Consider the following 14,476-nt stretch of genomic DNA (forward strand, 5'->3'; position numbering starts at 1 on the left):
CTTCAGCCTTGGTCTTAAACCAGACTGAAGACCCGAATCAGCACCATTGGCTTGGGTCGCAGGCTGTGCAGGGTGCCGACAAAGACACGGCGGTTCAGCCAGTCATGCGGTCCATCAGGTGCGGTAATATCGATATGCGAAAAAGCATATTGCGTGCCGTCCGGCTGGCGGTCGATCAAGACCCTGTTGTTGACGGTAATGATGGCACCGTCATCCGCCTGCAATTCATAGAGCGCATTGAGAAGGCGCACACCGTCCTTGCGCAGCACTTGCCGGTCCGCACCTCCAGGCATGACCTTACCCTTGATCCGAGGTCCGGCAAATTCACCGCCGGTGATATTGATGATACGCCTGTCTCCCTGCGGGGACGCACCCATCTCAATCATATCCTGAAGGGTAAAAATCGCCTCATAGACGAACTCTGTCTGGGGCAAAACGATGGGAATGTCTGATAGCGGACCGCCGCCGGTTTTTGTATCCGCTGCCTGTCCGCTCTGCCCTGCGGCGGTCGCGGCTATCGCCGCCGCTGCCGCACCCAGAAACACACGCCTGCCGGAAACCGGTGCGGCTTTGTTGGGATCAATGAATGTCATAACTCTCCTCCCAGAGATAAAACCTCATGAAAACATCAATTTATAATAATAGATGGGCGCAGTGCCCTATAATTTTCGCAGCGCCACCTGTTCAACCAGATGATTTTCTCCCTTGCGCAGGATCAAATCGGCCCGGGGCCGGGTCGGCTGGATATTGTCGCGCAGATTGATCAGGTTGATGTGGCTCCAGAGATTTTCGGCAATGGTTGAAGCTTCATCTTCGCTGATCGTCGCATAACGGTGAAAGTAGGAATTCGGATCGCGGAAGGCCGTTTGGCGCAGCTTCATGAATCGCTTTACGTACCAATTGTGGATCAGGCTTTCCTCAGCATCGATATAGATCGAGAAGTCGAAGAAATCCGAGACCATCGGCACGATCTTGCCATCTCGCGGCAGATCGCGCGATTGCAGCACATTGATGCCCTCGAAAATCAGGATATCCGGGCGGTCGATGATGGTATGTTGATCAGGCAGCACGTCATAGGTCAGGTGCGAATAGCGGGGCGCCTTGACATTCTGTTGCCCAGCCTTGATGGCCGACAGAAACCGCAGCAAAGCCGCCGTATCGTAACTCTCGGGAAACCCTTTGCGATTGAGCTTGTTGTCGCGCACCAGCGTCGCGTTCGAATACAGAAAGCCATCGGTGGTGACCAGATCAACTTTCGGGCTGGAAGGCCAGCGGGCCAAAAGCTCCTTCAGCACGCGCGCCGTGGTGGATTTGCCCACCGCCACCGACCCGGCAATACCGATAATGAACGGCGTCTTGGTCACATTGGTGCTGAGAAAGCGGTTACGCTGCTCAAACAGCAATTGGGACGATTCGACATGCGAGGATAACAGCCGCGACAGCGCCAGATAGATCCGCCGTACCTCGGCAAGATCGATCGGGTCATCGATGGATCGCAGGCGATGTACTTCGTCCAGGGTCAAGGTCAGCGGCGTATCGGCGCGAAACCGCGCCCATTCCTCCGACGAAAAGAACAGATAGGGCGAGTAGCTGCCTACCTGGAAATGATCAAGGGCTTCCTCCCCCTCGGCCTGCCTGATCGCTGTCGTCATCTGTCCTACCGACTGGCCTTTTCGCTGAGGCCCGATTGGGCGGTGCGCCGTTGCAACTCTTCCATCACCGTTTCTATCGGGATATCGGCAATTTTCAATACGACCAACAGGTGATAAAGCAAATCGGCACTCTCATAGATCAGGTTGGCGCGATCATTTTTGACCGCTGCCATCACCGCCTCGATAGCCTCTTCGCCAAGCTTCTTGGCGGCCTTGTCCTGGCCTGCCGTCACCAGCTTTGCTGTCCAGCTTTCATCCGGTGAGGCCTTGGCACGGGTGGCGACGATGGTCTCCAGATCGGACAGCGTGAATGTGGTCATGAAATTGCCCTTTCAGGCCTGGTCGAGACGCATGGGGATACCGGCATTGGCCATATGAGCCTTGGCCTCGGCTATCGAATAGGTCCCGAAATGGAAAATCGACGCCGCGAGAACGGCAGTGGCATGGCCTTGCCTGACGCCCGCCACCAGATCATCCAACGTGCCAACGCCGCCAGAGGCAATCACCGGCACCCTAACCGCATCGGCAATGGCGCGGGTCAGTTCCAAATCATAACCGCTTTTGGTGCCGTCACGATCCATTGACGTGACCAGCAATTCGCCTGCGCCGCGCTCGACCATTTTGACCGCAAATTCGACAGCGTCAATGCCGGTCGCATTGCGCCCTCCATGGGTATAAATCTCCCAGGCGCTGAGATTGTCGCCACCGCTGGCCTGGCTTCGGCGACGTTTTGCATCAATGGAAACCACAATACATTGATTGCCGAATTTATCGGCGGCTTCAGCGACAAAATCGGGATTACTCACGGCTGCCGAGTTGATTGAAACCTTATCGGCCCCGGCCAGCAGCAGCTTGCGAATATCGCCGACCGCCCGCACACCGCCCCCCACCGTGACCGGCATGAAGCAATGATCTGCGGTGCGGGCGACGACATCAAAAATCGTCTCGCGATTATCAGATGAGGCGGTAATGTCCAAAAAGCAAAGCTCATCGGCACCGGCTGCGTCATAGGCCTTGGCCGCTTCGACAGGATCACCGGCATCAATCAGATCAACAAAGTTCACGCCCTTGACGACTCGGCCATCCTTCACGTCGAGACAAGGAATAATGCGGGCCTTGAGTGTCACAGGATGGCCTCTCTTTTTGCTTGCGTGTCCTCGCCGCTTTGCGGCTGCGGGCATCGCGGGCTATCCTTCACGTCGAGACAGGAAATAATGCGGGCCTTGAGTGTCACAGGATGGCATCCTTTTTCGCATTGGCAATCAAGGCCAGCGCTTCCGCCGGATCAATCCGCCCATCATAAAGGGCGCGACCGGAAATTGCACCTTCCAGTTTGCGCGCATCCGGCTCCAGCATCCGGCGGATATCCTCTATTGACGCCAACCCGCCAGACGCGATGACAGGAATGGAGACAGCCTCCGCCAGTTCCAGCGTCGAAGCCCAGTTTATTCCAGTCAGAATGCCGTCCCGGTCGATATCCGTATAGATGATTGCCGCAACGCCTGCGCCTTCAAACTTCTTCGCCAGCTCGACCACGCCGAGTTCAGAGGCCTCCGCCCAGCCTTCCACGGCCACCTTGCCACCCTTGGCATCGATGCCAACAGCGATCTTGCCGGGGAAAAGCTTGCAAGCCTCAATCACCAGCGCCGGATCACGCACGGCGACCGTGCCGAGAATAACGCGCGACAGGCCGTGCTGGAGCCAGGTCTCGATATGGGCAAGACTGCGGATGCCGCCGCCCAGCTGGACCGGATTTTTCGTGGCCTTGAGAATGGCATCCACCGCCGCGCCATTGACGCTTTCACCGGCAAAGGCGCCGTTCAGATCAACAACATGCAGCCATTCAAAGCCCTGGTCTTCAAAGGCCTTGGCCTGTGCACCGGGGTCGGGATTGTAGACCGTGGCTTGCTCCATATCGCCCAGCTTGAGGCGAACGCATTGGCCGTCTTTAAGGTCGATGGCGGGAAAGAGGATCATCGTATGCTATCCATCGGCACGGGCTCACGGCACCCAATTGAGAAAATTAGAAATCAGCTGGAGACCCAGTGTCTGGCTCTTTTCCGGATGGAATTGCGCGCCTGCCATATTGTCACGCCCCACAAAAGCGGTCATCGAGCCGCCGTAATCGGTCGTCGCAATGATCTCATCGGCATTGCTGGCCGCCAGATGGTAGGAATGGACGAAATAGGCATGCAGCCCATCATTACCGGTGGCAATCCCGTCAAACAGCGGATGCGGACGGGCAAGTGTCAGCGTGTTCCAGCCGATCTGCGGGATCTTCAGGCCCGGATCGGAAGGGGTCATTTCCACCACATCGCCCTTGATCCAGCCGAGGCCTTCGGTCACGGTTTTTTCCAAACCGCGCGACGACATCAGCTGCATCCCGACGCAGATGCCGAGGAAGGGGCGGGCCTTGACCTCGACCGCTTCGATCAGCGCTTCATGCATGCCGGGCACCGCATCGAGGCCCCGCTTGCAATCTGCATAGGCACCGACGCCGGGCAAGACGATCCGGTCGGCGGTTGCCACCCGGTCTGCCTTGTCGGTCAGTTCGATTTCGGCATCAAGGCCGGATTCCCGGGAGGCCCGCTCGAACGCCTTGGTGGCGGAGCGCAGATTGCCCGATCCGTAGTCAATAATCACAACACGCATGGAGGTTCAGATCCTCAACTTGATCGTTTACAGCATTCCCTTGGTGGACGGAATGCGGCCCGCCTGGCGGGGGTCAATTTCGGTCGCGCTGCGCAGGGCGCGGGCGACGGCCTTGAAGCAGGTTTCGGCGATATGATGGTTATTAGCGCCATAATGATTGAGGATATGCAGGGTAATACCGGCATTCTGCGCCAGCGCCTGAAAGAATTCCCGCACCAGTTCGGTGTCGAATGTGCCGATCTTCGGTGCCGAAAACGCGACGTTCCAAACCAGGAAAGGCCGTCCCGAAACATCAATGGCCGCCTTGGTCATCGTCTCGTCCATGGCAAGATCAATCGAGGCATAGCGTACGATGCCACGCCGATCGCCCAATGCCTTGGAAATCGCCTGGCCGATGGCAATGCCGGTGTCTTCGACGGTGTGGTGATCGTCGATATGCAGGTCGCCCGTCACGTCGATATCCATATCGATCAGCGAATGGCGGCTGAGCTGGTCCAGCATGTGGTCGAAGAAACCAACCCCCGTCGAAATCTTCGAAGTGCCGGTGCCGTCGATAGTGACGGAAACCGAGACCGAGGTTTCGTTGGTCTTGCGCGAAATGCTGGCGCTGCGGCTCTCTGCCATGGCCTTCTCCTTGAAAAGATGCCGTTCCTTATCAGGCGGGGGTTGAAATATCCAGCAGGACGAGCCGGGTTTTTCGGCGATCCGGCATCGGGATAGCGACCAACCGTCTTGGCGTTTGCAATTGTCTTTTGGCCGCTTACATAAAGGTCAATCGAAGCGCCGGATTGGACGGCGATGGACTGGAACGGATCGATATGAGCGAACATAATCCCTATGGAACCATGCATGGCACCACGATTATCACGGTGCGCAAGGGCGGCATGGTGGTGATGGCCGGTGACGGACAGGTCAGCCTTGGTCAGACAGTGATGAAGGGCAATGCCCGCAAGGTGCGCCGCATTGGCAAGGGCGAAGTGATCGCCGGTTTTGCCGGAGCGACCGCGGATGCCTTCACCCTGCTGGAACGGCTGGAAAAGAAGCTGGAGCAATATCCGGGTCAGTTGATGCGCGCCGCCGTCGAGCTTGCCAAGGACTGGCGCACCGACAAATATCTGCGCAATCTGGAAGCGATGATGCTGGTGGCCGACAAAACGGTGACACTGGCGATTACCGGCAATGGCGATGTGCTGGAACCCGAACATGGCACGATTGCCATCGGTTCAGGCGGCAATTACGCGCTGGCTGCGGCTCTGGCCTTGATGGATACCGAAAAGTCGGCGGAAGAAGTGGCGCGCAAGGCCATGAAAATCGCTGCCGATATCTGCGTTTATACCAATGAAAACGTGCTGGTCGAAACGCTGGAAAGCGCCAACTGACCGCCCTCCTTTTCCCCTCTTCCCAGGTGTAATCTCAATGACAACTTTTTCACCCCGCGAAATCGTCTCGGAACTCGACCGCTATATCATCGGTCAGAACGATGCAAAGCGTGCCGTGGCGATTGCGCTGCGCAACCGCTGGCGCCGCCAGCAGCTCGATGAGAGCCTGCGCGACGAGGTCATGCCCAAGAACATCCTGATGATCGGCCCGACCGGCGTCGGCAAGACCGAAATCTCCCGACGCCTCGCCAAACTGGCGGGCGCACCCTTCATCAAGGTCGAGGCCACGAAATTCACCGAGGTCGGCTATGTCGGCCGCGATGTGGAACAGATCATCCGTGATCTCGTGGAAATTGGCATCGGCCTGATCAAGGAAAAGAAGCGGCTGGAGGTGGAAGCCAAGGCCCATGCCGGGGCCGAGGAACGGGTGCTGGATGCGCTGGTCGGCGCCACCGCCTCGCCCGCCACCCGTGATAGCTTCCGCAAGAAACTGCGGGCCGGAGAGCTGGACGACAAGGAAATCGATATCGAGGTTGCAGAGACAAGCTCCGGCATGCCGGGCTTTGAGATTCCCGGCATGCCGGGGGCCAATGTCGGCATTCTCAACCTTTCCGACATGTTTGGCAAAGCGATGGGCGGCCGCACCAAAAAGGTCCGCACCACCGTCAAGACCTCCTACGCCGATCTGATCCGCGACGAATCCGACAAGCTGATCGACAATGAAGTGATCCAGCGCGAGGCGGTAAAGTCGGTTGAAAACGATGGCATCGTCTTCCTGGACGAAATCGACAAGATCGCCAACCGCGAAGGCGCCATGGGCGCCGGTGTGTCGCGCGAAGGTGTGCAGCGCGACCTTCTGCCCCTGGTGGAAGGCACGACAGTTGCCACCAAATACGGGCCGGTGAAGACCGACCATATCCTGTTTATCGCGTCGGGGGCCTTCCATGTCTCCAAGCCGTCCGACCTCCTGCCGGAATTGCAGGGCCGGTTGCCGATCCGGGTGGAGTTGAAGGCACTGACCAAGGAGGATTTTCGCCGGATTCTGACGGAAACCGAGGCCAGCCTCATTCGTCAATATATCGCGCTGATGGCCACTGAACAGTTGGATCTCGAGTTTACCGAGGATGCCATCGACGCGCTGGCGGATGTTGCCGTCAACCTCAATAGCTCGATTGAAAATATCGGCGCGCGGCGTTTGCAGACGGTGATGGAGCGGGTGCTCGACGACATTTCCTTCAACGCGCCGGATCGCGGCGGTGCGAAAGTGATGATCGATTCGGCCTATGTGCGCGAGCATGTCGGCGAAATCGCCGCCGATGCGGATCTGTCGCGCTATATTCTGTGATGTTTTCGCACCGGAATGGGGTGAAATCGGCAAATCACCGCCCTAATTCGGCCTTGTGACCAGCCGAGAGTCGACAGCACCGGCCCTCCCTCTATAAGGAGGGCCGCTCGCCGTAATAGGGCAAGGCGGTATCGGGTTGGTGAAACATCGTTCCGATCTGCAATATATACGGGATGGAAATGGTGCGTCGCTTAGCTCTGGTCTTTATTCTTTCGGTTTCATGTGCTTTTTCCGCTGCCTTCGTGCCGGAAATCCAGGCTGCCGAGGTGCGAATAGTGCCTGCGGGCAATCGCAATGCTGAACAGCCGCCCATTCCCGGCGCATCGAAGCAGCGCACCAAGGAAACCAAGACCACCTTCGATCTGAAATACGAGAAGATTCGCGATCTTCTCATCAAGGACCGCCAATTGATCGGCAAGATCAAGAAAACCGCGGCGGCCTATGATATCGACCCGATCCATATCGTTGGTGCGCTGGTCGGTGAGCACACCTATAATGTCGATGCCTACGATACATTGCAGAGCTACTATGTGAAGGCCGCCTCTTATGCCGGTCACACGTTCCGCTTTGCCTATGATGGCGAGGATGTCGATGATTTCGTCGCCCGCCCGGAATTTGCCGCTTGCGCCGACTTGAAGGATTCGGCAAAACTCTGGACCTGCCGGGAAAATGTCTGGGAAGACAAGTTCCAGGGCAAGCGGGTCGGCAACAAGAGCTTTCCCAACAACCGCTTCAGCGCGGTGTTTTTCCAGCCGTTCTATGCCGGGCAGACATTTGGCCTTGGCCAGATCAATCCGCTGACGGCATTAATGCTAACCGATATGGTCCACAAGACATCAGGCTATCCCAAGCTGGACGAGAAGGATGCGGCAGGGCTCTATAAGGCCATCATGGACCCGGATACGTCACTCGCCTATATCGCGGCGATCATCCGCAAATCCATCGATGACTATAAAACCTATGCCAATGTGGATATTTCCAACAATCCCGGCCTGACGGCGACGCTTTACAATGTCGGGAATTCCGAGGCGCGGGCGCGGGCGCTGGGACGTCGTGGCGGCCTGCCGGAAGAAAATTACTATGGCTGGCTGGTCAATGACCGGCTGAAAGAACTTGAAGGCCTGCTCTAGGCCCTGTGAGGGCCTCATCTTTGTAATGTCCTCTGCAAACTCAAGCATTTGGACCGCGTCGCCACGCGAAACAAAAATCAGCGCGGGGCTATAACGTTTTGTCTTGGCTGACGCCCGACAATTGCAATGCGCTTTAAGTTGAAATCCTCACAATAACCATCATATATGTGACAACAGGAATTCTCCAAGGAGCAGCCAATGGCTACGGTAAAAGTCGATGCAAGCAATTTCGAAGCGGAAGTTCTACAGTCTGTAGAGCCTGTCGTGGTGGACTTCTGGGCCGAATGGTGCGGCCCCTGCAAGATGATCGCCCCCAGCCTGGATGAAATCTCCACGGAAATGGCTGGCAAGGTCAAGATCGCCAAGCTCAACATTGACGAAAACCCAGAACTCGCCGCCAAATTCGGCGTCCGCTCCATCCCCACGCTCGCCATGTTCAAGGGCGGCGAAGTGGCTGACATCAAGGTTGGCGCCGCTCCGAAGACGGCCCTGTCCAGCTGGATCGCTGGCGCTGCTTGAGTGGCTGCTAGAAACTAGTGCGCGAAGAAGCCCGGTTTTGCCGGGCTTTTTTGTGCGATCATTCTAGGAATGTAAATCACCGGATGAATGACGGCTGTGTGCCTTTATCGCGGTCGTTGGGAGCGTTACTTTAATCTACTGCACCCGATTCATGGCACCACGCTGGGCTGGCAGGCAGGCGCAGGATTCGGAGGACATTTGTACTACTATCTGGTTACACGGGAATGGAGGAGAGGACCCTCGCAGGCTTGCCCTTAGGGGCGCGAGTCCACATCATGCTTCAAAGGTCTGGGCACTCCCAGACCGAGCAATTCTACAAACGCGGACGCTACAGGAGCAGTGATAGTGGGGGAGGAGAAACAAAAAAGCCGTCGGCGGCAGGAGATCCTCTCATCACACCCGAGATGCATCTACTGCCCCAATACTGATGCGAGCACGATAGAGCACATGCCGCCACGCGGACTTTTTAAAGACAAAGACCGTCCCAGTGGCTGGGAATTCCCCACATGCTCGGATTGCAATGAGGGTAGTCGTGGAGCAGACGCCGTAGCGCAGATGCTATCATTGATCCATCCTTTTGACGAGAAGGGATGGAAGATTAAGCAAATGAAGAGGGTTCTGCCATCTGTAATAAAGCAAGCTCCTCGAGTCTATCAGGAAATAGCTTCAATTGAGAAAGCGAAGTCCCGATATGTGAATAGCCGTGGGCTACTTAGGAATGTGGTTGAGATCAAAGCCAATGGTTCCGTCACAGCCGCGCATCTGGATGCTTTCGCTGGCAAGATTGCTTTGGCGGTGTTTGCAGAACTCATGGGGAGGCCGATTGAGCTTGATGGCACGTTATATACACAGTGGTATCTCAATGGTGGCCTCAATGAAGAGACATACCATGCGCATCTCAGCATCTTGCCAAAGTTTTCTCAACTCCAGCAAGGCAAGAAGACTTCGGCGGATCAATTCTGGCTGCACTATAACTCCGACATGAAGTCGATCGTGGCAGCTCTTATCGTCTTTCACGGCAATTTGAGCGTCATGGCGATTGCGTCGGATGGTGAACCTTACAAGCAAGCGCTCGTAGATGTCCTGCGTAAAGTTTCCGGGCCGAGCCGAGCGGGCTCTCGCTTGATGCATCCAATTGACCTAAAGCTCAAAACCCTACGAGATACCTGACACCATGGATTTTCCCGCTTTAGTGAAGGCTGATCACTGCGGCGCTTGTTGCTCGTATGAATGTCCGCTTCGCAGGGTTGTTTGCTGTAGCCTGCCGGTCATCTAGCGGCCCTTAAGAGAAAATCTTACAGATGCCCTACCCCTGCGGCCACCGCCTCAGCGCATCTCGCCCTGAATCCGTCAACCCATAAACCCCACGCTCGACCCGCTCAAACCAACCATAGACATTCGACAGCAAAATCTTCCCCGCATCCGGCACCGTCTTGCGCACATCGCCAACCCGCATTGGCCCGCCGGAAAGAATTGCGGCGCAGGCAAGGGCGTTCTGGCGATAGGCGGTCATCACAGGCATTCGTGTGCTGCCACCAAGGGCGGGATCGCCGCGCCGGGTCTGGTGTTCGCGCATCAGGCGGGAGCGTCGTTTGGGATTGGTGCGTGGCATGGGCGAGACGGAGCCGACGATGATGCTGACCTCGCCGCTGGCGGACACGCCGAGCATACCGATGCCGAGACGGCGGCAGAGGTCGCGGTAGCGCTTGTCGGCCTCCCGCCCCCTGCCCTTGGCCGAGATTTTCGCGGCAATCCAGACCTCGTCGGATATGGCTGCCCGGTCTACGGCCTGAAGGATGAGTTCCAGATTGAAACTCAGTTTCAGTTCGCAAATCACCACGACGGATGGATCGTCAGCGCTCAGGCCCACAAGATCACAGCCGCCGATTTCGCCTTTGACGGTATAGCCTGCTTTTTCGAGAAACGATTTCACAGGGAGATAAAGGGATGTTTCCATGGGGGATCGCGCATTGGGCCGGAGAATCACTCGGCTACTCTATAACGATGCCGGTGAGGAAACATTGTTTATCGTAATGTCAGGCAGGACGTGACGCGAACGTTTTGATACGCGGCTTACCCCCCTCTGTCCTGCCGGACATCTCCCCCTCAAGGAGGGAGATCGGATAGACGTTACAGCTTAAGTTTACGGATAGGTCGTGATCACCGATACGCTGGGAGCGATAATGCGATTCGCAAGGCCAAATCCGGGTTGATCTCCCTCCTTGAGTGGGGTGAGAAAGGGTCGGCGCAGCCGAACAATCGATCCAGTGGATCGATTGTACTGACGAACGCCCGAAGCCATGCGTAGGGCTAAGTCCGGCAGGACAGAGGGGGTACGCGGAATATCAAAACGTTTGAGTCATGGACTCTGACATTGAACAGCCATCATCATATTTAATTGTTTTCGTTTGTCTTTTGGGAAAGCTGGGTTCCACTTTTCCCAAGGCAAACCCTATCTCGGCGGCGTGCCATTGTCCGCCAGCACATTGCCGACCACATAAAGCGAGCCACCAATCAGGATTCGCGGGGCAATCTCTTCTGCATTAACCCGGCTACAGATCGCCTCAAGCGCTTCCGCAACCGATGACACCGGCTCTGCCGGAATTCCGGCATCGTAGGCGGAGCTGGCCAGCGCCACCGGGTCCAAGGCAGCGTCGGTGCCGCGGATTGGCACGGTGAAGGCCTGGATGGCCAGGCCTTCAAAGGCTTTGAAATAGCCAAGGGGGTCCTTGGTGTTGAGCATGCCGGTGATCAGGTAGAGCGGGCGGGACTGACGTTCTTCAAAGCCTGCCATGGCCTCGGCGATCACCTCTCCGGCACCGGGATTATGGCCGCCATCCACCCAGATTTCGGCACCCTTCGGCCCATGGGCCAGCAACGCGCCTTCCGTCAGCTTTTGCAGGCGGCCCGGCCATTCGACGCTGTGCATCGCGGCCTCAGCCATCGCTTCGGTAACAGTGAAGCCAGCGGAGCGCACGGCACGGATGGCCGCTGCGGCATTGGCAAACTGGTGGCGGCCCGGCAGTTTTGGCAGGGGCAGATCCATCAGGCCCGTTTCATCCTGATAGACCAGCCGTCCATGCTCCTCGAACGCCAGATAATCCTGACCGAACACCGAGAGCGGACAGCCCAATCGCTCGGCAATATCCACCAGCGCCTCGCGGGCGGCGGCAAATTCCTGATGGCCGATCACCACCGGTCGCCGTCTTTTCATGATCCCGGCTTTCTCGGCAGCGATCAGCTCCACCCGGTCGCCCAGATAGGCCTGATGGTCAAAAGAGATCGGCATGATGACGGAGACGGCTGGCCGGTCCACCACATTGGTACAATCCAGACGTCCACCCATGCCGACTTCCATAATCACCGCATCAGCGGGAATTTCAGAAAACAGCAGGAAAGCGGCAGCCGTCAAAATTTCAAAAACGGTGATGTGCTGGCCCGCATTGGCGACCGCCACTCGTCTCAAGGCATCGGCCAGCAATCCATCGTCAACGATCTGCCCTTTACCGCCTTTGACGCCAATCCGGTAGCGCTCGTGCCAATTGACCAGATGCGGGGAGGTGTGGACATGAACGGCAAGGCCGCCAGCTTCCAGCAACGCCCGGGAAAATGCGCTGACGGAGCCTTTGCCATTGGTGCCAGCCACATGGATCACCGGCGGCAACTTGTCCTGCGGATTGCCCAACACTTCGAGCAAGCGCCGCATACGCTCAAGGGTCATGTCAAAACCCTTGGGGTGCAACTGCATCAATTCGTTGATGACCTGTTCAGCCTGGCTCAGCGTATTCTCTATCATGGGGCGTTTCCAGGCTTGCAAGTCGTTTTAAGGGCCGGAAGCAGTAAACTGCTCCCGGCTTTAAGCATGTCATCCGGCACATGCCGTCACTGTATCACCCAAGCTGATCAGGCGGAAACGGCGCGCGAGGCCTCAATGACCGACAAGGTCTTGTCGTCATTGGCGCCAACCACCGTTGCGGGCTGCTTCGTCAGGATTTTCAGGGTGCGGGCCAGGGTGGCCGGAATATCGTGGCGCTTGACCACCATATCGACCATGCCGTGCTCCAGCAGGTATTCCGAGGTCTGGAACCCCTCCGGCAGCTTTTCGCGGATGGTCTGCTCGATCACGCGCTTACCAGCAAAGCAGATTTCGGCACCCGGCTCAGCGATATGGAGATCGCCCAGCATGGCATAAGAGGCTGTCACGCCACCCGTGGTCGGATTGGTCAGCACAACGATGTAAGGCAGGCCTGCTTCCTTCAGCATATCGACGGCAACCGTAGTGCGCGGCAATTGCATCAGCGACAGGATGCCTTCCTGCATACGCGCGCCGCCCGAAGCCGGGAACATCACCAGTGGGCATTTTTCCGCAATGGCCCGCTCGAACGCCTTGACGATGGCCTCACCGGCAGCAATACCCAGCGAGCCGCCCATGAAGTTGAATTCATGCACGACGGCCACCAGCTTCAGGCCTTCAACCGTGCCGAGACCGGCGACAATCGTGTCTTCCTGCTCGGTCTTGGTGCGGCTATCCTTCAGGCGGTCGCTGTATTTCTTGGAATCGCGGAACTTCAGCGGGTCCTGCGCCACTTTCGGCTGGGCGAAAGCTTCGTACTTGCCGCCATCGAACAGATCAGCCAGCCGCGCCTTGGCGGGCATTTTCATGTGATAGCCGGAGGCGGGAACAACCCACTTGTTCTCTTCCAGATCCTTATGAAAAACCATTTCGCCGGTTTCGGGGCACTTGATCCAGAGATTGTCCGGAACATCGCGACGGCCCAGCATGGAATTGATGCGGGGGCGAACGTAATTGGTAATCCAGTTCACTTTGAATACTCCTTGATCGCGCACTTCCGGGATCGGCAGGCCGGCATCCGAAAAGGCTGAAAACAGACAATCAGGAAGAGGTGGAGCCCGCTCAGGCTCCGCGTCTTCCAAGGCAATAGCCCATTTTAGAAGGACTATTGCGCAGCCGCAAGCCGAGCGGTCTGGACGCCGCTTGCCAGCCCACGCACTAGGGTTACCACCGATTGCACCGTATCCGCCGTCGCCTTATCATCCTTGGTCAGGCTCAATGCGACCTGATTGACAATGGCCGTGCCAACCACGACGCCATCGGCGCTGGCCCCAATCAGCCTTGCATGTTCCGCCGTCTTCACGCCGAAGCCAACGCAGATCGGCAGATCGGTATGGGCCTTGATCCGCCCGACAGCACCGGCAACCTTGGACGGATCGGGCAAAGCGGAGCCCGTAATGCCGTTCATCGATACATAATAGACGAATCCAGAGGTATTTTGCAGCACCATCGGCAGGCGCTTCTCATCCGTGGTCGGCGTCGCCAGACGGATGAAATTGATATCGCGCTTGCGCGCGGGCAGGCACAATTCATCGTCCATTTCCGGCGGAAGATCGACGACAATCAAACCGTCAATGCCCGCGTCCAGCGCGTCATCCAGGAATTTTTCGACGCCGTAAACATAGATCGGATTGTAATACCCCATCATGACGATCGGCGTAGCCTGATCGGCCTTGCGGAATTCCCGCGCCATATCCAGGGTTTTTACCAGGGTCTGCCCGGCCTTCAGGGCGCGCTGACCGGCCATTTGGATAGCTGGACCATCGGCCATTGGGTCGGAAAACGGCATACCCAGCTCGATCACATCGGCACCTGCCTGCGGCAAGGCCTTCATGATCGCGAGTGACGTTTCGAAATCCGGATCGCCGCCCATGAAATAAGTGACGAGAGCCGGACGGCCCTCTTCCTTCAGATCGGCGAACCGCTTGTCCATACGCTGCGTCATT

16 protein-coding genes are annotated in these 14,476 nt (G+C 57.3%); 5 read left to right on the forward strand and 11 right to left on the reverse strand.

Going from position 1 to position 14,476, the window contains the following annotated elements:
* Positions 1-14 precede the first annotated feature (14 nt).
* The 7 genes from IEI95_RS26395 to hisB all read right to left on the reverse strand — a co-directional run bounded on the left by IEI95_RS26395 (position 15) and on the right by hisB (position 4,928).
* Positions 15-593 (reverse strand): DUF3237 domain-containing protein, encoded by a 579-nt coding sequence (locus IEI95_RS26395; protein ID WP_156531651.1) that lies wholly within the window; start codon positions 591-593, stop codon positions 15-17.
* A gap of 66 nt (positions 594-659) precedes the next feature.
* Complete coding sequence (gene coaA / locus IEI95_RS26400; RefSeq protein ID WP_012654531.1) at positions 660-1,652, reverse strand: type I pantothenate kinase; 993 nt, start codon at positions 1,650-1,652, stop codon at positions 660-662.
* A 5-nt stretch (positions 1,653-1,657) separates the two neighbouring features.
* A complete protein-coding gene (locus IEI95_RS26405; RefSeq protein WP_060718848.1) occupies positions 1,658-1,972 on the reverse strand; it encodes a phosphoribosyl-ATP diphosphatase in 315 nt (104 codons plus the stop codon).
* A 12-nt stretch (positions 1,973-1,984) separates the two neighbouring features.
* Positions 1,985-2,779, reverse strand: coding sequence for an imidazole glycerol phosphate synthase subunit HisF (gene hisF / locus IEI95_RS26410; RefSeq protein ID WP_060718847.1), 795 nt, complete (start codon positions 2,777-2,779; stop codon positions 1,985-1,987).
* A gap of 103 nt (positions 2,780-2,882) precedes the next feature.
* Complete coding sequence (gene hisA / locus IEI95_RS26415; protein WP_156531653.1) at positions 2,883-3,629, reverse strand: 1-(5-phosphoribosyl)-5-[(5-phosphoribosylamino)methylideneamino]imidazole-4-carboxamide isomerase; 747 nt, start codon at positions 3,627-3,629, stop codon at positions 2,883-2,885.
* Between the two features lie 24 nt (positions 3,630-3,653).
* Positions 3,654-4,304 (reverse strand): imidazole glycerol phosphate synthase subunit HisH, encoded by a 651-nt coding sequence (gene hisH / locus IEI95_RS26420; protein WP_194417207.1) that lies wholly within the window; start codon positions 4,302-4,304, stop codon positions 3,654-3,656.
* A 27-nt stretch (positions 4,305-4,331) separates the two neighbouring features.
* The gene (gene hisB / locus IEI95_RS26425) at positions 4,332-4,928 is read right to left on the reverse strand and encodes an imidazoleglycerol-phosphate dehydratase HisB (protein ID WP_012654526.1); all 597 of its coding nucleotides are present in this window, start codon (positions 4,926-4,928) and stop codon (positions 4,332-4,334) included.
* 194 nt (positions 4,929-5,122) lie between these two features.
* On the opposite strand from hisB, the gene hslV reads away from it, so the two are divergent.
* The 5 genes from hslV to IEI95_RS26450 all read left to right on the forward strand — a co-directional run bounded on the left by hslV (position 5,123) and on the right by IEI95_RS26450 (position 9,847).
* Complete coding sequence (gene hslV, locus IEI95_RS26430; protein WP_012654525.1) at positions 5,123-5,683, forward strand: ATP-dependent protease subunit HslV; 561 nt, start codon at positions 5,123-5,125, stop codon at positions 5,681-5,683.
* A gap of 37 nt (positions 5,684-5,720) precedes the next feature.
* Positions 5,721-7,028 carry an ATP-dependent protease ATPase subunit HslU gene (hslU, locus tag IEI95_RS26435; RefSeq protein WP_060718844.1) on the forward strand — a complete coding sequence of 436 codons (1,308 nt, stop codon included), beginning with the start codon at positions 5,721-5,723 and terminating at the stop codon, positions 7,026-7,028.
* A 173-nt stretch (positions 7,029-7,201) separates the two neighbouring features.
* Positions 7,202-8,158 (forward strand): DUF1402 family protein, encoded by a 957-nt coding sequence (locus IEI95_RS26440; protein ID WP_156531655.1) that lies wholly within the window; start codon positions 7,202-7,204, stop codon positions 8,156-8,158.
* 198 nt (positions 8,159-8,356) lie between these two features.
* Positions 8,357-8,677, forward strand: coding sequence for a thioredoxin (trxA, locus tag IEI95_RS26445; RefSeq protein WP_012654522.1), 321 nt, complete (start codon positions 8,357-8,359; stop codon positions 8,675-8,677).
* A 447-nt stretch (positions 8,678-9,124) separates the two neighbouring features.
* Complete coding sequence (locus IEI95_RS26450) at positions 9,125-9,847, forward strand: hypothetical protein (protein ID WP_156531656.1); 723 nt, start codon at positions 9,125-9,127, stop codon at positions 9,845-9,847.
* A gap of 136 nt (positions 9,848-9,983) precedes the next feature.
* Here the strand turns inward: IEI95_RS26450 and IEI95_RS26455 are convergent, their stop codons facing one another.
* The 4 genes from IEI95_RS26455 to trpA form a co-directional block, all read right to left on the reverse strand.
* Complete coding sequence (locus IEI95_RS26455) at positions 9,984-10,634, reverse strand: DUF2161 domain-containing phosphodiesterase (protein ID WP_156531657.1); 651 nt, start codon at positions 10,632-10,634, stop codon at positions 9,984-9,986.
* Between the two features lie 495 nt (positions 10,635-11,129).
* Entirely contained in the window at positions 11,130-12,473 is a 1,344-nt protein-coding gene (locus IEI95_RS26460) for a bifunctional folylpolyglutamate synthase/dihydrofolate synthase (protein WP_234890895.1), read from the reverse strand.
* Positions 12,474-12,580: 107 nt separating this feature from the next.
* Positions 12,581-13,501 (reverse strand): acetyl-CoA carboxylase, carboxyltransferase subunit beta, encoded by a 921-nt coding sequence (accD, locus tag IEI95_RS26465; protein ID WP_194417208.1) that lies wholly within the window; start codon positions 13,499-13,501, stop codon positions 12,581-12,583.
* A 134-nt stretch (positions 13,502-13,635) separates the two neighbouring features.
* Positions 13,636-14,475 (reverse strand): tryptophan synthase subunit alpha, encoded by an 840-nt coding sequence (gene trpA, locus IEI95_RS26470; protein WP_156531658.1) that lies wholly within the window; start codon positions 14,473-14,475, stop codon positions 13,636-13,638.
* Between the last annotated feature and the right edge of the window lies 1 nt (position 14,476).

Source organism: Agrobacterium vitis (assembly GCF_014926405.1).
Taxonomy (GTDB): Bacteria; Pseudomonadota; Alphaproteobacteria; order Rhizobiales; family Rhizobiaceae; genus Allorhizobium; species Allorhizobium vitis_H.